This window comes from Paraburkholderia sp. BGA-UO-ETr-F21 (assembly GCF_059567925.1).
This window is the reverse complement of the sequence record NZ_JCAQOY010000029.1, coordinates 217,611-235,781: the sequence shown is the minus strand read 5'-3', so window position 1 is coordinate 235,781 and position 18,171 is coordinate 217,611. Positions and strand designations below refer to the sequence as shown.

10 protein-coding genes and 1 pseudogene are annotated in these 18,171 nt (G+C 62.6%); 5 read left to right on the top strand and 6 right to left on the bottom strand.

What is annotated here, in order from left to right:
- Positions 1-67: 67 nt before the first annotated feature.
- A complete protein-coding gene (gene odhB / locus AC57B1_RS17450; RefSeq protein ID WP_408293586.1) occupies positions 68-1,348 on the bottom strand; it encodes a 2-oxoglutarate dehydrogenase complex dihydrolipoyllysine-residue succinyltransferase in 1,281 nt (426 codons plus the stop codon).
- A gap of 140 nt (positions 1,349-1,488) precedes the next feature.
- A complete protein-coding gene (locus AC57B1_RS17445; protein ID WP_091794874.1) occupies positions 1,489-4,350 on the bottom strand; it encodes a 2-oxoglutarate dehydrogenase E1 component in 2,862 nt (953 codons plus the stop codon).
- Between the two features lie 603 nt (positions 4,351-4,953).
- Between AC57B1_RS17445 and AC57B1_RS17440 the strand changes: the two genes are divergently transcribed.
- Complete coding sequence (locus AC57B1_RS17440) at positions 4,954-5,979, top strand: hypothetical protein (RefSeq protein ID WP_496418143.1); 1,026 nt, start codon at positions 4,954-4,956, stop codon at positions 5,977-5,979.
- A gap of 163 nt (positions 5,980-6,142) precedes the next feature.
- Here the strand turns inward: AC57B1_RS17440 and typA are convergent, their stop codons facing one another.
- Complete coding sequence (typA, locus tag AC57B1_RS17435) at positions 6,143-7,969, bottom strand: translational GTPase TypA (RefSeq protein WP_408343191.1); 1,827 nt, start codon at positions 7,967-7,969, stop codon at positions 6,143-6,145.
- Positions 7,970-8,288: 319 nt separating this feature from the next.
- Here typA and AC57B1_RS17430 point away from each other — a divergent pair, with 319 nt between their 5' ends.
- The 4 genes and pseudogenes from AC57B1_RS17430 to AC57B1_RS17415 all read left to right on the top strand — a co-directional run.
- Positions 8,289-8,807 carry a MarR family winged helix-turn-helix transcriptional regulator gene (locus AC57B1_RS17430; protein ID WP_091794887.1) on the top strand — a complete coding sequence of 173 codons (519 nt, stop codon included), beginning with the start codon at positions 8,289-8,291 and terminating at the stop codon, positions 8,805-8,807.
- Between the two features lie 49 nt (positions 8,808-8,856).
- Entirely contained in the window at positions 8,857-10,365 is a 1,509-nt protein-coding gene (locus AC57B1_RS17425; RefSeq protein ID WP_408343189.1) for an efflux transporter outer membrane subunit, read from the top strand.
- 79 nt (positions 10,366-10,444) lie between these two features.
- The gene (locus AC57B1_RS17420) at positions 10,445-11,683 is read left to right on the top strand and encodes an EmrA/EmrK family multidrug efflux transporter periplasmic adaptor subunit (RefSeq protein WP_408343187.1); all 1,239 of its coding nucleotides are present in this window, start codon (positions 10,445-10,447) and stop codon (positions 11,681-11,683) included.
- A 1-nt stretch (position 11,684) separates the two neighbouring features.
- Positions 11,685-13,277: pseudogene (locus AC57B1_RS17415) on the top strand (DHA2 family efflux MFS transporter permease subunit); the annotation flags it as partial.
- A gap of 130 nt (positions 13,278-13,407) precedes the next feature.
- Here the strand turns inward: AC57B1_RS17415 and truB are convergent.
- From truB to infB, 3 genes are all read right to left on the bottom strand, one after another.
- Positions 13,408-14,343: a tRNA pseudouridine(55) synthase TruB gene (truB, locus tag AC57B1_RS17410; RefSeq protein WP_496418142.1), complete on the bottom strand. Its 936-nt coding sequence runs from the start codon at positions 14,341-14,343 to the stop codon at positions 13,408-13,410.
- A 92-nt stretch (positions 14,344-14,435) separates the two neighbouring features.
- On the bottom strand, positions 14,436-14,801 hold the full coding sequence (gene rbfA / locus AC57B1_RS17405) for a 30S ribosome-binding factor RbfA (protein ID WP_042324072.1): 366 nt from the start codon (positions 14,799-14,801) through the stop codon (positions 14,436-14,438).
- 361 nt (positions 14,802-15,162) lie between these two features.
- Positions 15,163-18,132 (bottom strand): translation initiation factor IF-2, encoded by a 2,970-nt coding sequence (gene infB / locus AC57B1_RS17400; protein WP_091794903.1) that lies wholly within the window; start codon positions 18,130-18,132, stop codon positions 15,163-15,165.
- Positions 18,133-18,171 lie beyond the last annotated feature (39 nt).

Here is an 18,171-nt window from a genome sequence, read left to right as displayed (position 1 = left end):
TTGCTTGCCTGTTGCTTATATGGTGCCGGCTCGCCCTACGACAAGCCGGCACCGGCCGGGCCGGTGATTACAGGTCCAGCAGCAGGCGAGCCGGATCTTCCAGCGCATCCTTCATGGCGACCAGCGACAGCACCGCTTCGCGACCGTCGATGATCCGGTGGTCGTACGACAGCGCCAGGTAGTTCATCGGGCGGATCACGATCTGGCCGTTTTCGACCACAGCGCGTTCCTTCGTGGCGTGCACGCCCAGAATCGCGGATTGCGGCGGGTTGATGATCGGAGTCGACAGCATCGAACCGAACACACCACCGTTCGAGATCGAGAACGTGCCGCCGGTCATTTCTTCGATCGACAGCTTGCCGTCCTTGGCCTTCTGGCCGAATTCGGCGATCTTCTTCTCGATGTCGGCGAGGCTCAGCTGATCCGCATTGCGCAGGATCGGCACCACCAGACCGCGCGGCGAACCGACAGCGATACCGATGTCGAAGTAGCCGTGATAGACGATGTCGTTACCGTCGATCGACGCGTTCACCAGCGGGAACTTCTTCAGCGCGTGGACCGCCGCCTTCACGAAGAACGACATGAAGCCGAGCTTCACGCCATGTTCCTTCTCGAACTTGTCCTTGTACTTGTTGCGCAGGTCCATCACCGGCGCCATGTTCACTTCGTTGAACGTGGTCAGGATGGCGTTGGTTTGCTGCGACTCGAGCAGACGCTCGGCGATACGAGCGCGCAGACGCGACATCGGCACGCGTTGTTCCGGGCGGTCCTTCAGCCATTGGTCAGCCGAAGCCGGCGCCTTGACGTCCGGCAGCGACGGCTTCGCAGCCTTCGGTGCAGCGGCCGGAGCCGGTGCGGCCTTGGCAGCAGGAGCGCCCGCAGTCAGCACGTCACCCTTGGTGATGCGGCCGTCGCGGCCCGTGCCGGCGACGTCGCCCGCGCCCAGGCCCTTCTCGGCCATCAGCTTGCCGGCAGCCGGCGAAGCAGCGGTGTTGGCACCCGTTGCGGATGCGGCTTGAGCCGCCGGAGCCGGTGCAGCGGCGGGTGCCGGTGCGGCTTGCGGAGCGGGCTTCACTTCGGCTTCGACAGCAGCGGCGCCTGCCGTGCCTTCGGTGTCGATCTTGGCGATCACCTGATCAGCGACGACGGTATCGCCGTCGTTCGCGATGACTTGCGCGAGCACGCCGGCCGAGGGTGCCGGCACTTCGAGCACGACTTTGTCGGTCTCGATTTCGATGAGAATTTCGTCTTGAGCAACAGCCTCGCCGGGCTTCTTCTTCCACTGCAGCATCGTGGCTTCCGAAACCGACTCGGAGAGCTGGGGAACCTTGACTTCAACAATAGCCATTATGAATATCCTGAATACGTATCGGGTGACGGCGCGCGATCCATGGATCCGCCGACCGCCTGCGAACCTTGACTGCCGCGCTGATCATTCAGATGCGGCACGGGAAAGCGCCCTGCGCTTTCCCGGTTCGGCTCTTGTGATTATTTAGCGATCGACGCGCTCTTGAGGCGGCCGAAAGCGCCTTCGACCAGCGCCTTCTGCTGCTCGTAGTGCTTCGCGTAGTAGCCGACTGCCGGCGAAGCCGAAGCCGGACGTCCGCTGTATGCCAGCTTCTGCCCTTCCTTCATGCCGTCCTTCAAGTGGTGCTCGATGTAGAACCACGGGCCTTGATTCTGCGGCTCGTCCTGCACCCAGACCACTTCGGTCGCGTTGTCGTACTTCTTCATTTCCGCTTCGAACTGCTTGTGCGCGAACGGATAGAGCTGTTCGATACGGATGATCGCGACGTCGTTCGACTTCGATTCACGGCGATGCGCCAGCAGGTCGTAGTACACGCGGCCCGAGCACACGACCACGCGCTTGACCTTCTTCGCGTCGATCGCTTCGTCGATTTCGCCGAGGATCGGCTGGAATGCGCCCTTCGCCAGTTCGGACAGATCCGACACGGCTTCCTTGTGACGCAGCAGCGACTTCGGCGTGGCGACGATCAGCGGCTTGCGGAACAGGCGGATCATCTGACGGCGCAACAGGTGGAAAATCTGCGCCGGCGTGGTCGGTTGAACGACCTGCATGTTGTGGTCTGCGCACAATTGCAGGAAACGCTCGATACGTGCCGACGAGTGCTCCGGACCCTGACCTTCGTAGCCGTGCGGCAGCAGCATGGTGAGACCCGAAACACGGCCCCACTTCACTTCGCCCGACGAGATGAACTGGTCGATCACGACTTGCGCGCCGTTCACGAAGTCGCCGAACTGCGCTTCCCACGCGACGAACGTATTCGGTTCAGCGGTCGAGTAACCGTATTCGAAGCCCAGCACCGCTTCTTCCGACAGCACCGAGTCGATCACCGTGAACTTGGCCTGACCTTCAGCGATGTTCTGCAGCGGCACGTACGTGCCGTCGTTCCAGCGTTCGCGGTTCTGATCGTGCAGCACCGCGTGGCGGTGCGTGAACGTGCCGCGGCCCGAATCCTGACCGGTCAGGCGAACCGCGTAGCCCGAAGCGACCAGCGATGCAAATGCCAGGTGTTCGCCCATGCCCCAGTCGAGCTTCGCTTCGCCACGGCCCATCGCGCGACGGTCGTTGATGACGCGCTCGACCAGCGGGTGAACCTTGAAGTTTTCCGGAATCGTGGTGATGCGCTCAGCAAGGCGCTTCAGTTCCGCGAGCGGCACTGCGGTATCCGCGGCGTCGGTCCACTTGCGGTTCAGGAACGGCACCCAGTCCACCGCGTACTTGCTCTTGTAGTTCGAGAGCACCGGGTCGACCGTGTGATGGCCTTCGTCCATGGCCTTGCGGTAGGCCTTGACGTATTCGTCCGCGTCGGCAGCCGTGATCACGCCTTGCTGCACCAGCTTTTCAGCGTACAGCGCGCGCGTGCCCGGGTGCTTGGCGATCGTCTTGTACATCAGCGGCTGCGTGACAGCCGGCGTGTCCTGCTCGTTGTGACCCAGCTTGCGGAAGCAGACGATGTCGACGACGACGTCCTTGTGGAACTGCATGCGGAAGTCGATAGCCAGCTGCGTAGCCAGCACCACTGCTTCAGGATCGTCACCGTTCACGTGCAGCACCGGCGCTTCGATCATCTTGACCACGTCAGAGCAATACAACGTGGAGCGCGAGTCGCGCGGGTCCGACGTCGTGAAGCCGATCTGGTTGTTGATGACGATGTGCAGCGTGCCGTGCGTGCCGTAACCGCGCGTTTGCGCGAGGTTCAGCGTTTCCATCACGACGCCCTGGCCGGCGAAAGCCGCGTCGCCGTGGATCTGCACCGGCAGCACTTGCAGGCCGCTGTCGTCGCCGCGACGGTCCATACGGGCCTTGGCCGAACCTTCGACCACCGGGTTGACGATTTCGAGGTGCGACGGGTTGAACGCGAGCGACAGGTGAACCGGGCCGCCTTCGGTCGAGACGTCCGACGAGAAACCCTTGTGGTACTTCACGTCGCCGGCCGGCAGGTCGTCGTGGTGCTTGCCTTCGAATTCGGCGAACAGGTCCGCCGGCATCTTGCCGAGCGTATTGACCAGCACGTTCAGACGGCCACGGTGAGCCATGCCGATGACGATTTCCTGAACGCCATTGGCGCCGCCGTGACGCACGACTTCGTCCATCGAGGCGATAAAGCTTTCGCCGCCTTCGAGCGAGAAGCGCTTCTGGCCGACGTACTTGGTGTGCAGGAAGCGCTCGAGGCCTTCAGCGGCCGTCAGGCGATTCAGGATGTGCTTTTTCTTTTCGTTCGAGAAGCTCGGCGTGGAACGGATCGATTCCAGCTTCTCTTTCCACCAGCGCTTCTGCTCCGGATCGCTGATGTACATGTACTCGGCGCCGATCGTGCCGCAGTACGTGTCGCGCAGTGCCTTGACGATCTCGCGCAGCGAAGCACGCTCGAATCCGAAATACAGATTCGTGGCGCTGAACTCCTGGTCCATGTCGGCTTCGGTGAAGTCGTAGAACGCGGGTTCGAGTTCGGGGATGGCGGGACGTTCGCGGCGCTTCAGGGGATCGAGATTGGCCCATTGCGAGCCGAGGAAGCGATATGCGCCGATGAGGGACTGCACATAGACTTGCTTTCGCGCGGTGGCGAGGTCTTCGCCGCCGGTTGCGGTGCGCGGGATGAAGGCGTTGGCCTTGGCGCGTTGCGCAAACGATTCGACGATCGGGCCATGGGCCACGTCGTTGGCATTGCTGCCATCCGATGCAGGGACGTTCTGCAACGCGTCGAAATAGCTGCGCCAGTTCTCGGGCACTGACGCCGGATTATCGAGATACGCTTCGTACATTTCTTCTACGTACGGAGCATTGCCGCCGAACAGATAAGAGTTCGACTGGAATTGCTTCATCATTTTTACGCTCACCTTTCTTCGAGCTTCTCGAGAAATAGCGGGTTACAGAACCTTCCGCGACACGGCCTGACCGTTTAGCGGATTGCGCGAATCAAGTCTTGCTTGGAAGGACCTAAAACTTTGCACCCGGGGAGCATATCACAGAACGGATAGTGCAGATAGCAGACGGACCGGCCCCAGAGCCCGTCCGGACGGCGTTTGCGCGTCGTTTCGAAAATCCGCAAGAGTGCATGGCGCCATGCGCAACGATCGTCTTTCGGAGGATGCGCCTGCATTCACGGACACGAAGAATGGACGCGAAGAGATAAATCCTGTTGTGGGGCGCAACCCTGTTCGCCACGCGGTGCGACAACAGGACGAGGCCGCGAACGCGGACTTCTTCTGGCCACCCTCGGATGTAGTGGCTGCTCAATACCCTGCGCGGTGGCGTTTTCCACAGACTGGATGTGCGCAATACGGTTCCGGCACTGACAGGCCGACGAGAGGATCGCGGCTGATCAAAGGAAGCGATGCGTATCGGTATGCCATGACTTTCACGCTGTTCTTACGATTTTCCAAAGGAATCACCTAATGGGACTTACCGTCCAGAGCACGAGTGCAGTGATGCAGAAACAGATTTCCGACAGCCCGACTTTCGCACCGAAAAGGCCGGCGCGGACACCCGAAGTATTCCCGGGCCAGATTTTGTCCGGGGACAGGCGCACGCCGCGACACGAGCGCTCCGTCGATCCAACGCCGGGCGCAACCGGCAACGGGCCAACGGACCCTGCCAAACAAGGGCCGGGCGCCGATAAGACACTGGAGCGGGAAAAACGCGGCCAGGTGCTGGGCGCCTGTAAAGGGTCCTACTTCCGGGAATGCAGAGGCGGAGAGGAACTTCTCGAACTCTCAACAGCGCACGAAAGGTTCGATCAGGCCTACCACGAAAGGACGAGAAAGGGCCCCGATGGGAAGGGCAGTTGCCAAGGCGTTGTTTTCGAAGCCATGCGCCGCGTTGATCGCGCAACCGATGGCGCCTCGGCTCCCGACACCCTGCCCGAGGCGATCAGTCATATGAACAGGGACATGGACACCCTGTCCGCCGCACACCCAGGTGGCATCTATGACCGTATCGACGGTTTCCAGAGCGGGTCGAGGCTCCCGCCACTAGCGAACTACCGCCAGTCGTCGAGCACGAATTTCAATGTCCACGGCACCACCGATCGCTCGAGCCGCATCGACGGATTGATCCATTCCTTCGATGACAACACCATGCCTGAAGGCGCCCTCGCATACGTACGTTTAGGCATCCGGCACGCTGACTCGATGGCGTCGGAGCCATACGGACACGCGTTAGCCATACAGCATCTTCCGGGCGGGAGCCAGTACACACTTTTCGATCCGAACAACGGCGCCTTCACGTATAGCAACCTTGCGGATATGCAAACCTCTTTGAGCAATTACCTAGGTACAGCATTCTCAGAGGATGGATACGTGGTCGCCCCGGATAGCGTTAATTTCTATACGCCGCCCGCAGCGCGTGATTGGGGCTCAGCAGCGCCGGTCACCCAAGTTCCTCCGCCCGGCGTCGTTCGGCCCGAGACCAATGAATTGCTACAACACTTTGGACTCCACCACACCCAACTCTAAACCTCACCTCGCACAAAGCACGAATCACGGCCGACAAATGTAACCTGTCCCGGCCGTCGCCCAAATGAAAGAAGCCGTTCCGGACAAGTCCGGAACGGCTTCTTTTTATCCACGCGGCGCCGAGGTCAGTAACAGCGGCGCCTCAAGCGCACGTGCCATTCACTCAGTCCACCGCGCCCTTACGGCTCGCGCTGCGGCGCTCGTGTTCCTTCAGGTAACGCTTGCGCAGACGGATGGATTGCGGCGTGACTTCGACCAGTTCGTCATCGTCGATGAATTCGACCGCGTATTCCAGCGACATCTGGATCGGCGGCACGAGGCGCACGGCTTCGTCCGTACCCGACGAACGCACGTTGGTCAGCTGCTTGCCCTTGATCGGGTTCACGACCAGGTCGTTGTCACGGCTGTGAATGCCGATGATCATGCCTTCGTACAGCGGCTCGCCCGGCGACACGAACATACGGCCGCGATCCTGCAGCTTCCACAAGGCGTACGCGACTGCCGCGCCGTCGTCCTGCGAGATCAGCACGCCGTTGCGACGCTCGCCGACCGCGCCTTCCTTGACCGGCTGATACGAGTCGAACGTGTGGCTCATCAGGCCCGTGCCGCGCGTGAGCGTGAGGAATTCCGACTGGAAGCCGATCAGGCCACGCGCCGAAATACGGTATTCGAGACGCGTACGGCCACGGCCGTCCGACGCCATGTCGAGCATTTCGCCCTTACGGCGGCCCAACTCTTCCATCACGCCGCCCTGGTGGCCGTCTTCCATGTCGACCGTCAGGTTTTCGTACGGCTCGTGCTTCACGCCGTCGACTTCCGTCATCACCACGCGCGGACGCGACACGGCCAGCTCGTAGCCTTCTCGACGCATGTTTTCCACCAGAATGGTCAGGTGCAGCTCACCGCGGCCCGCCACTTCGAACGTGGTTTCGTCGCCGGTTTCCTTCACGCGCAGCGCGACGTTGTGGTTCAGCTCCTTCATCAGGCGGTCACGGATCTGACGGCTCGTGACGAACTTGCCTTCGCGGCCGGCCAGCGGCGACGAATTGACGAGGAAGTTCATGGTCAGCGTCGGTTCGTCGACGGTGATCATGGGCAGCGCTTCCGGTTGTTCCGGTGCGCAGATGGTCACGCCAATGCCGATTTCTTCGATACCGTTGATCAGCACGATGTCGCCGGCTTCAGCCGAGTCGACCTGCACGCGCTCCAGACCCTTGAACGACAGCACCTGGTTGATCTTGCGGTTCAGGATCGCGCCGTCGGGACCCGAACGGACGGCGACCGCCATGCCGGGCTTGATGCGGCCACGCGTGATACGGCCGACGCCGATACGGCCGACATACGACGAATAGTCGAGCGACGTGATCTGCAGTTGCAGCGGCGCCTCCGGATCGGCCGGACGGACCGGCACGTGTTGCAGCACAGCCTCGAACAGCGGGCGCATATCGCCTTCGCGCACGTCCGGGGTCAAGCCTGCGTAGCCATTCAGACCCGATGCGTAGACGATCGGGAAGTCGAGTTGTTCGTCGGTTGCGCCGAGCTTGTCGAACAGGTCGAACGTCTGGTTGATCACCCAGTCGATCCGCGCGCCCGGCCGGTCCACCTTGTTGATCACGACGATCGGTTTCAGGCCGAGCGCCAGCGCCTTCTTGGTCACGAAGCGCGTTTGCGGCATCGGACCTTCAACGGCGTCGACCAGCAGCAGCACGGAGTCGACCATCGACAGCACGCGCTCCACTTCACCGCCGAAGTCCGCGTGGCCCGGGGTGTCGACGATGTTGATGTGCGTGCCTTCGTACTCGACCGCGCAGTTCTTGGAAAGAATCGTGATGCCACGTTCTTTTTCGATGTCGTTCGAGTCCATCACCCGCTCAGCGATCTGCTGGTTGTCACGGAACGTGGCGGTTTGACGGAGGAGCTGGTCGACGAGCGTGGTCTTGCCGTGGTCGACGTGGGCAATGATGGCGATGTTGCGTAGGGCGCGAGTCATAGGAACCTGGAGACAGTTGAGTGCGCCAGCAGAGCAGCATTGTGTACGAAGCCAACAAAGCCCAAAGCGCACTTTTGGGAACCCAACATTATAGCACGCGTAAATGATGCTTTCTGGTATTCCCTGATAAGCCTGCCGATTTCCTCGTAGCGGCCCGCCGGAAATGAAGAGTAAGGGTGCAGCAAAACCCTACGCAAAATCGCGCGGACCTTGACTTGAGCTGGAATGGACCTTTGCCTAAGCTGTAATAACACTTGCCGCGTCAACCAACCGCCCACTATAATCCTGCCTAGTCAACCATTGCATTCGCACGAGAATCATGACCGAGCCGTCTTCCACACCCACGCCGGACGTCATTAGTGAGTACCAGTTAGGCGAAAGCGTCGGCTACCTGATCTCGCGAGTGAAATCGACCATGTCGAACCTGGTCAATCAGCGCAGCATGGCCGAGTTGGGCATCACCAGCCAGCAAGGCAGCATCCTGTTCATGGTGGCGAGCGGGAAGTGCCTGCTGGCGGCCGAACTGGCGCGTGAATATGGCATCGACGCAAGCGCCATCACGCGTCTAATCGACCGGCTGGAAAAGCGCGGCCTGCTCACACGGGTGCGCAGCAACGAAGACCGCCGGGTCGTGCGCCTCGCGCTGACGCCGGAAGGTCTCGCGATCGCCGCCAGAATGCCGGCTATTTTCACCGGCGTAATGGACAACCTGCTCGGCGGCTTCACCCCGGAAGAAGTGGGTTTTCTGAAGAGCATGCTGCGTCGCGTGCTCCTCAATTCCGGCGACCAAACGGGACTAACCCGTGATGCAGCAAGCAATTTTGACAGTAAATCGTAAGAAATTGCTTGCAGCGTCCATCATTACAATTCACTCAAAGAGTCGAGCGATGAAATCCCTTTCCCTGTCCGCGCCCGCGCTTTCGAGCCGGGCCGCTGTCGCCGCCGCGGTGACGGTGCTCGCCCTCACAGGGTGCGCGAACTACATCGGCATGAAAAGCGACAAGCAGATGTCGTCGCCGGCCCAGTACGAATCCGCGCAGAGCCTGCCCGCTCAGAGCGGCCAGTGGCCGTCGCTCGATTGGGCCAACCAGTTCGGCGACCCGCAACTGCCCAAGCTGATCGCGGAAGCGCTGGAAGGCAGCCCGTCGATCGCGCAAGCCCAGGCGCGGCTCGCCAAAGCCTCGTCCTATATCGAGAGTTCGCGCGCGGCCCTTTATCCGAAGGCCAACGCCAGCTACTCGTGGACCCGCGAGCTCTTCTCCGAAAACGCGCTCTACCCGCCTCCGTACGGCGGCACCTGGTATAGCGAGAATAATGTGCTCGCGAGCGCGTCGTGGGATCTGGACCTGTGGGGCAAGAATCGCCAGCGTCTCGGCCAGGCCGTGTCGCAGGAAAAGGCCGCTGAGGCCGACATGCAGCAGGCGCGCGTCACGCTCGCGGCGTCGGTGGCCAGCACGTACAACCAGCTCGCGCAGCTGTACGCGTTGCGCGACATCGCGGCGCGCGAAATCGCCAACCGCCAGGATATCGGCCGCATCACGAACGGCCGCGTGGCCGCCGGCCTCGACACCAATGTCGAGCGGCAAACCGCGAACGGCAACATCGCGACCACCCAGGCCAATTTGACCGACCTCGACGGCCAGATCACGGTCGTGCGCTACCAGTTGGGCGCGCTGCTCGGCAAGGGTCCGGATCGCGGCCTGCAGATCGCCGAACCCACGCTGACCAAGGGCGACGTCGTGGCACTGCCGAACAATCTGCCCGCCGACCTCGTGGCGCGCCGCGCGGATATCGTCGCCGCGCGCTGGCAGGTCGAAGCCGCGATGCACGACGTGAAGGAAGCCAAGGCCGAATTCTTTCCGGACGTGAACCTCGCCGCCGGCTTCGGTTTCGACGCGTTCGGCTGGGGACGCTTCCTCAAGGCCGGCAGCCGCCAGATGCAATTCGGCCCGGCGATTCATCTGCCGATCTTCGACGCCGGCGCGCTGCGCTCGCAACTGAAGGGCCGTTATGCCGACTTCGACCTCGATGTGGCGAACTACAACCAGACGCTGATCAACGCGCTCTCGGACGTCGCGACGCAAGTCTCGTCGATCAAATCGATCGACCAGCAGCAAGGCGACGCACAGCGCGCGCTCGACGCATCGACCAAGGCATATCAGCTGGCGGTGATCCGCTACAAGGCCGGTTTGTCACCGCAGTTGCAGGTGCTGACCGCCGACCAGAACCGCCTCGCCGCTGAACAGACCGTGACCAGCCTGAAGATGCGCCGCCGCGATATGCAGATCAGCCTCATCAAGGCGCTCGGCGGCGGTTTCGACGCGACGCAAACCGGCCTCGTGGTGCCGACCGATGCCCCGGCATCGGCCACCACGGCGACCGCAGCGGCTAATTGAGCGCGAATCACGGCCAGAACGAACACTCGCACGAACATCCGAATAAACGACGACGCTTGAGAGAACCCGGAGCACATCAATGAGCACCCCCCAGCAGCCCGCGGCTAACACCCAGCCGGCACAATCGGCGAATAACGGCAAACGCAAGCGCATGATGACGCTGCTCGTCATCGTGATCCTGATCGCCGCGATCGCTTATGGCCTTTACTACTTCCTCGTCGCGCGTTTTCACGAAGACACCGACGACGCGTATGTGAATGGCAACGTCGTCCAGATCACGCCGCAAGTCACCGGCACGGTCGTCGCCGTGAACGCGGACGACACCCAGACGGTGAAGGCCGGCGACCCGCTCGTCGTGCTCGATCCGGCCGACGCCCGCGTCGCGCTGGAACAGGCCGAGGCCAATCTGGCGCAGACGGTGCGCCAGGTGCGCGGCCTGTTCGCCGACGACAATCAATATCAGGCGCAAGTCGCCGTGCGTCAGGCCGACCTGTCGCGCGCCCAGGACGACCTGAAGCGTCGTATGACGGTTGCGCAAACCGGCGCCGTGTCGCAGGAAGAAATCTCGCACGCCCGCGACGCCGTGAAGAGCGCGCAAGCCGCCGTGGACGCCGCCCAGCAGCAGTTGGCGTCGAACCGCGCGCTGACCGCCAACACCTCGATCGCGAATCACCCGAACGTGCAGGCCGCCGCCGCGAAGGTCCGCGACGCATACCTGAACAACGCGCGTAACAACCTGCCGGCGCCGGTCACGGGCTACGTGGCGAAACGCTCGGTGCAGGTCGGCCAGCGCGTCTCGCCGGGCACCCCGCTCATGGCGATCGTGCCGCTCGGCGGCGTGTGGGTCGACGCGAACTTCAAGGAAGTGCAGCTCAAGCACATGCGCATCGGCCAGCCGGTCGAACTGACGGCCGACGTGTACGGCTCGTCGGTGGTGTATCACGGCAAGGTGGTCGGCTTCTCGGCCGGCACGGGTTCGGCGTTCTCGCTGTTGCCCGCGCAGAACGCGACCGGCAACTGGATCAAGGTGGTGCAGCGTCTGCCGGTGCGGATCGCGCTCGATCCGAAGGAACTCGAACAGCACCCGCTGCGCATCGGCCTGTCGATGCAAGCCGACGTGAGCATCAAGGACGACAACGGCGGCCAGCTCGGTCAGGCGCCGAACACGGTCTATCAGACCAACGTGTTCGAAAAGTACGGTGACCAGGCCGACGCGGAAATCGCCCGCATCATTTCGGAAAACGCAGGCCCGAACGGTGGCTCGCAGAAGTCGGCCCAGGCGGGCGGCGCGAAGCCTGCCGCCGCGAAGCTGATGTAAGCCGAGTGACGAATCAGACAAGGCTTCTTTAATGGCTCAGGCTCAGGCGCAAGTCCCTCACCCGCCGCTCGAGGGCGCGCAACTGGTGATCGGCACCATCGCGGTGTCGCTCGCCGTCTTCATGAACGTGCTCGACACGTCGATCGCGAACGTATCGATTCCGTCGATTTCCGGCGACCTCGGTGTGTCGTCCGACCAGGGCACGTGGGTCATCACCTCGTTCGCGGTCGCCAATGCGATCTCCGTGCCGCTCACCGGCTGGCTGACCGACCGCATCGGCCAGGTGCGCCTGTTCATGGCGTCGATCATCCTGTTCGTGATCTCGTCGTGGATGTGCGGCCTCGCGCCGACGCTGCCGTTCCTGCTCGCTTCGCGCGTGTTGCAAGGCGCGGTGGCCGGTCCCATGATCCCGCTGTCGCAAACGCTGCTGCTCGCGAGCTATCCACGCGCCAAGGCCCCCATGGCGCTATCCATGTGGGCCATGACCACGCTGATCGCGCCGGTGGCGGGCCCGATTCTCGGCGGCTGGATTTCGGACAACATCTCGTGGCCGTGGATTTTCTACGTCAACATTCCGGTCGGCGCGATTGCCGCCGTGGCGACGTGGATGATCTTCCGCAACCGCGATTCCGTCGTCAGAAAAGCGCCGATCGACGGCGTCGGGCTCGGTCTGCTGATCGTCTGGGTCGGCTCGCTCCAGGTCATGCTCGACAAAGGCAAAGATCTCGACTGGTTTTCGTCGACCACCATCGTCGTACTGGCGCTGGTCGCGGTGATCGCGCTGGCGTTCTTCATCGTGTGGGAATTGACGGCCGAGCATCCGGTGGTCGACCTTTCGCTCTTCAGCCGACGCAACTTCACGGGCGGCACGGTCGCCTTGTCGATCGGTTACGGGCTCTATTTCGGCAATCTCGTGCTGCTGCCGCTGTGGCTGCAAACCGATATCGGCTACACGGCGACCGAAGCCGGCCTCGTCATGGCGCCGGTCGGCCTGTTCGCCGTGCTGCTGTCGCCGATCACGGGCAAGGTGTTGCCGCGTACCGATCCGCGCTATATCGCGACCTTGTCGTTCCTCGTGTTCGCGCTGTGTTTCTGGATGCGTTCGCGCTATACCACCGGCGTCGATACGTACTCGCTGCTGGTGCCAACCTTGATTCAGGGGATCGGCATGGCCGGGTTCTTCATCCCGCTGGTGTCGATTACCTTGTCAGGGCTGCCGGGTAACCGGATTCCGGCGGCGTCGGGCTTGTCGAATTTCGTGCGGATCATGTGCGGCGGCATCGGCACGTCGATCTTCCAGACCGCGTGGGACCACCGCTCGATCATGCATCATGCGCAACTGGCCGAGCAGGCCAACGCGTACAACCCGGTGTTCGACCAGTCGATCCGGCAAATGGGCGCGGCGGGCTTCAGTCAACCGCAGGCGTATGGCCTGTTCAACTCGATGGCGACGCAGCAGGCCGCGCAACTGGGTGTGAACGATCTGTTTTTTGTGTCCGCTGGTATCTTCGTCGCGCTGATCGCGCTGATCTGGATCACGAGGCCTGAGCGCGCCGGTGGCGACGCGGGTGCGGCGGCCGCGGCGGCGCACTGAGTTTTCCGCGACGGTTGCCTCGGCAGACGATATGAAAAAAGGCGGGACCGCTATCGAGCGGTCCCGCCTTTTTTCTGCGCCTTCGATCAGCTATGCGCATCACGCACGCTGCCCACCGTCCAGAAGGCTTTCAGCTCGCCGCAGTGACGACCAACCGTTCCGGCGCCAGCACGCCTTCGCCCTGCTTCGCGACACCCAGCAGACGCCCCTGCGCGGCATACACCCGAACGCGCGGCGCATTCAATGCTTCGCCCGTGATATCCAGTTCGGACAGTTTCAACCGCTGACCGTGCAGGAAGCGGCGCGTCGCGTCTTCGTTCAACTGGACGAGCGGGAAGGTGGACAGCAATGCGTCCACCGGTTGCAGCCACGCGTCGCGCTCGCCTTCCGTTGCATCGGACAATGCGTCGAGCGTCACCGAATTTTCAAGCGTCAGCGCGCCGACGCCCGTGCGCCGCAGCGCCACCAGATGCGCGCCGCAACCCAACGCTTCGCCGATATCCTCGGCCAGCGTGCGCACATAGGTGCCCTTGCTGCAGGTCACGCGAAACGTCACGTCCGGCAACGCGCAACTGAGCAGATCGAGCTTCAGGATCGTCACTTGGCGCCCTTCCCGCTCCACCGTCTGGCCGGCACGCGCATATTCGTACAGCGGCTTGCCGTCACGCTTGAGCGCCGAATACATTGGCGGAACCTGAGTGATTACGCCGAGGAATGTGGGCAGAACCGCTTGAATCGCCGCCTCGTCGCAGGTTACTTCGCGCGTGTCGATGGCTTCGCCCTCGGCGTCGCCGGTGGTCGTGCGAATGCCAAGGCGCATGGTGGCCTCATACGTCTTGTCGGCATCGAGCAGGTCTTGCGAAAACTTCGTGGCTTCGCCGAAACAAAGCGGCAGCAAGCCAGTCGCGAGTGGATCGAGCGTACCGGTGTGGCCCGCTTTTTTTGCCAGATAAAGACGCTTCGCGCGAATCAGCGCGTCGTTGCTCGACAGGCCGAGCGGCTTGTCGAGCAACAGGACGCCGTCGAGCGCGCGGCGCGGCACGCGGGGGCGTTGAGATGCGGTCATGTCGGAGGGACGAAATCTTCGATAAATACGGAAAACAGCGCTGAGCGCAGGGCCACTCAAGCATCGCGGCGAGAGCCTCGGCTACAGCGCGCTCAGTCTTCTTTCGCGCGATTCGCGTTCGCCTCGTCGATCAGACGCGACATTTCGACGGCTCGCTCGATCGTCTTGTCGTAATGGAAATGCAGCGTCGGCACGGTGTGGATATGCAGGCGCTTGAACAGCTGATTGTGCAGATGCCCGGCCGCATGCGTGAGCGCTTCGAGCGTCTGTTGCGGATCGCCCGTGAGCGTCGTGAAGTAGACCTTGGCGTGCGCGTAGTCCGGCGTCAGCTCGACACTTTGAATCGTGACGATGCCGATGCGCGGGTCCTTGACCTCGCGCAGCAGCTCGGACAAATCGCGCTGGATCTGATCGGCGATCTGCACGTTGCGATTGGGGGAAGAACGTTTTTTAGGCATGGTGTGATGTGATCCGCTTTAACGGATGCAAAAAATGGTTCGCGCTAGCGCGGTGCGGGCTTTCCTTCCGGGCGACATTCAGGCGGCCGGGAGAACCGGAAGCCCGACAGCGGGCTGTTACGCGGCGACCGGCGTCAGAGCGTGAAAGAGCGCGGTAAACCGGGAATAAACGCGCGGGAACAAACGCGCGGCAACCAACGCGCGGCAACCAACGCACAGCAACCAACGCGCAGCAGCAAATCACGACAGCAAAGCGTGGCGCCGAAGCGCGGCAATCACGCGGAACAACGTGCGGCGCCAAAAACAACGGGCGGAGCGGGCGTTAAAGCCCGCTCCGCCCCTTTGAGCCGTGCCGCGTAAATTACAGCGAACGCGCGACTTCGGTGATCTCGAAGACTTCGAACTGATCGCCTTCGACGATATCGTTGAAGTTCTTGATCGACATACCGCACTCGAAGCCCTGACGGACTTCCTTCACGTCGTCCTTGAAGCGCTTGAGCGAATCGAGTTCGCCCGTGAAGATGACGACGTTGTTGCGCAGCACGCGCACCGACGACGAGCGCTTGACGAAACCGTCCGTGACCATACAACCGGCCACCGCGCCGATCTTCGGTACCTTGAAGACCTGACGCACTTCGACCGTACCCGTCACGACTTCGCGCTTCTCCGGTGCCAGCATGCCCGACATCGCGGCCTTCACGTCATCCACTGCGTCATAGATGATGTTGTAGTAGCGAATATCGACGCCGTTGGCTTCCGCCAGCTTGCGAGCCTGCGCATCCGCACGGGTGTTAAAGCCGATGATGACTGCTTTCGAAGCCGTTGCAAGGTTGACGTCGGACTCGCTGATGCCACCCACGGCGCCGTGCACGATCTGCACGCGGACTTCGTCGGTGGACAGCTTGAGCAGCGACTGCACCAGCGCTTCCTGCGAACCTTGCACGTCGGCCTTGACGATGAGCGGCATGTACGCCACTTCGCCTTCGCCCATCTGTTCCAGCATGTTCTCGAGCTTCGCGGCCTGTTGCTTGGCCAGCTTGACGTCGCGGAACTTGCCTTGACGGAACAGCGCGACTTCACGCGCCTTGCGGTCGTCCGGCATGACGATGACTTCTTCGCCAGCTTGCGGGACTTCCGACAGACCCTGAATTTCAACCGGGATCGACGGACCGGCCGACTTGGTCGGCTTGCCGGTCTCGTCAAGCATGGCTCGCACGCGACCGTAAGCGCTACCTGCCAGCACCACGTCGCCGCGGTTCAGCGTACCCGACTGGACCAGGATCGTTGCAACCGGACCCTTACCCTTGTCGAGCTTCGCTTCGATGACGAGACCCTTGGCCGGCGCTTCGACCGGTGCCTTCAGTTCCAGCACTTCGGCTTGCAGCAGCACGTTTTCGAGCAGATCGTCGATGCCCGCGCCGGTCTTGGCCGACACCGACACGAACGGCGAATCGCCACCGTATTCTTCCGGCACGACACCTTCAGCGACGAGTTCCTGCTTGACGCGCTCCGGATTCGCATCCGGCTTGTCGATCTTGTTGATCGCGACGACGAGCGGCACGCCGCCTGCCTTCGCGTGGGCAATGGCTTCCTTCGTCTGCGGCATCACGCCGTCGTCGGCAGCCACCACAAGAATCACGATGTCGGTTGCCTTCGCACCGCGAGCACGCATAGCCGTAAAGGCTTCGTGGCCCGGCGTGTCGAGGAAGGTGATGACGCCACGCGGCGTTTCGACGTGGTAAGCGCCGATGTGCTGCGTAATGCCGCCCGCTTCACCCGCTGCGACCTTGGCGCGGCGAATGTAGTCGAGCAGCGACGTCTTGCCGTGGTCGACGTGACCCATGACCGTGACGACCGGCGGACGCGGCAGTGCTTCCGCATCGGACACTTCGCCTTCGACCAGCATGGCTTCCGGATCGTCCAGCTTGGCCGCAACCGCGTGGTGGCCCAGTTCTTCGACGATGATCATCGCCGTTTCCTGGTCCAGCATCTGGTTGATCGTGACCATCTGGCCGAGCTTCATCATCGACTTGATGACTTCCGAAGCCTTGACCGCCATCTTGTGCGCCAGATCGGCGACCGTGATGGTTTCCGGCACGTGCACTTCACGCACGATCGGTTCGGTCGGCGCCTGGAACGTGGTGCTTTGATCCTGATGCTTGCCGCGACCCTTCGGGCCACCGCGCCAGCCACGATCGACACCGCCGCTCGAATCGCCACGCGTCTTGATACCGCGGCGCTTCGCTGCGTCGTCCTGCCAGCCGCCCTTGCCGCCGCCCGGCTTCTTCTTGTCGCCGGCGGAAGGCGTGGTCGTGGCAGCCGGAGCCGCCGCAGCCGGTTTCTTGGCTGCCGGACGTGCCGCCGCTTCACCCGCCGGACGCGCCGGCTTGTGCAGCGTGCCCTTGGCTTCCGCGGCCTTGGCCGGCTCGGCGGGCTTCGGTGCCGGTTCCGGCGCCTTGACCTGCGCCTTGCGCGGCGTGTTCATCATTTCGCGGATCGCGCGTGCTTCGGCTTCAGCCGCGGCACGACGCTTGGCGATTTCTTCCTGCTCGGCACGCGCTTTCTCAGCAGCCTGACGCGCTGCGTCTTCCGCCTTCTTCGCGGCTTCGCGTTGCGCGGCACGCTCTGCAGCTGCGCGCTCGTCGTCCTGCTCGTTATCTTTGGCAACTGCCGGTTCCGCGGCCTTAGCCACCACCGGCTCGGCCTTCGCGGCCGCCGGCTGCGCGGCTTGCGCCGGCTTCGCAGCCTGTGCCTGCTGCTCGCGAGCTGCCGCCTCGGCCGCAGCCGCTGCGCGCTTCTTCGCTGCTTCTTCTTCCGCACGGCGACGCTCGGCTTCGGCAGCCGCTTCACGCGCCTGACGTTCCGCTTCTTCGCGTTCGAGTTGTTCCTGGCGCGCCTTCAGCTCCTGAGCCTGCTTTTCGAGCAGTTCGGCTTCGTGACGAGCTTCCTCTTCACGACGCTGGAGTTCGAGATCGTCGACGTCGGCCTCGGCCACATGATTCGATGCATCTCCGTTTTCGGCGGAGGTTTCGTCGCGGCGGACGAAAGTGCGCTTCTTACGCACCTCGACCTGAATGGTGCGAGCTTTGCCCGTCGCATCGGATTGCTTGATTTCCGACGTATGCCGTTTCGTCAGCGTGATCTTGCGCTTGTCAGCATCAGTCGAGCCGTGAGACTTGCGCAAGTGGTCGAGCAGACGCGCCTTGTCCGTTTCGGACAAGCTGTCGTCTTCGCTCGCTTTTGTGACGCCTGCTGCCTGCAGCTGCTCAAGCAGCACGCCTGCAGGCATTTTCAGTTCCGCGGCAAATTGGGCTACGTTGTTACTCGCCATTCATTCCTCTTAATGCAAGGACCGATTCCTTGCGGTTAG

Coding starts and splice junctions, on each gene's coding strand:
- odhB (WP_408293586.1), bottom strand. CDS start 1,348: ATGGCTATTGTTGAAGTCAAGGTTCCCCAGCTCTCCGAGTCGGTTTCG.
- AC57B1_RS17445 (WP_091794874.1), bottom strand. CDS start 4,350: ATGATGAAGCAATTCCAGTCGAACTCTTATCTGTTCGGCGGCAATGCT.
- AC57B1_RS17440 (WP_496418143.1), top strand. CDS start 4,954: ATGCAGAAACAGATTTCCGACAGCCCGACTTTCGCACCGAAAAGGCCG.
- typA (WP_408343191.1), bottom strand. CDS start 7,969: ATGACTCGCGCCCTACGCAACATCGCCATCATTGCCCACGTCGACCAC.
- AC57B1_RS17430 (WP_091794887.1), top strand. CDS start 8,289: ATGACCGAGCCGTCTTCCACACCCACGCCGGACGTCATTAGTGAGTAC.
- AC57B1_RS17425 (WP_408343189.1), top strand. CDS start 8,857: ATGAAATCCCTTTCCCTGTCCGCGCCCGCGCTTTCGAGCCGGGCCGCT.
- AC57B1_RS17420 (WP_408343187.1), top strand. CDS start 10,445: ATGAGCACCCCCCAGCAGCCCGCGGCTAACACCCAGCCGGCACAATCG.
- truB (WP_496418142.1), bottom strand. CDS start 14,343: ATGACCGCATCTCAACGCCCCCGCGTGCCGCGCCGCGCGCTCGACGGC.
- rbfA (WP_042324072.1), bottom strand. CDS start 14,801: ATGCCTAAAAAACGTTCTTCCCCCAATCGCAACGTGCAGATCGCCGAT.
- infB (WP_091794903.1), bottom strand. CDS start 18,132: ATGGCGAGTAACAACGTAGCCCAATTTGCCGCGGAACTGAAAATGCCT.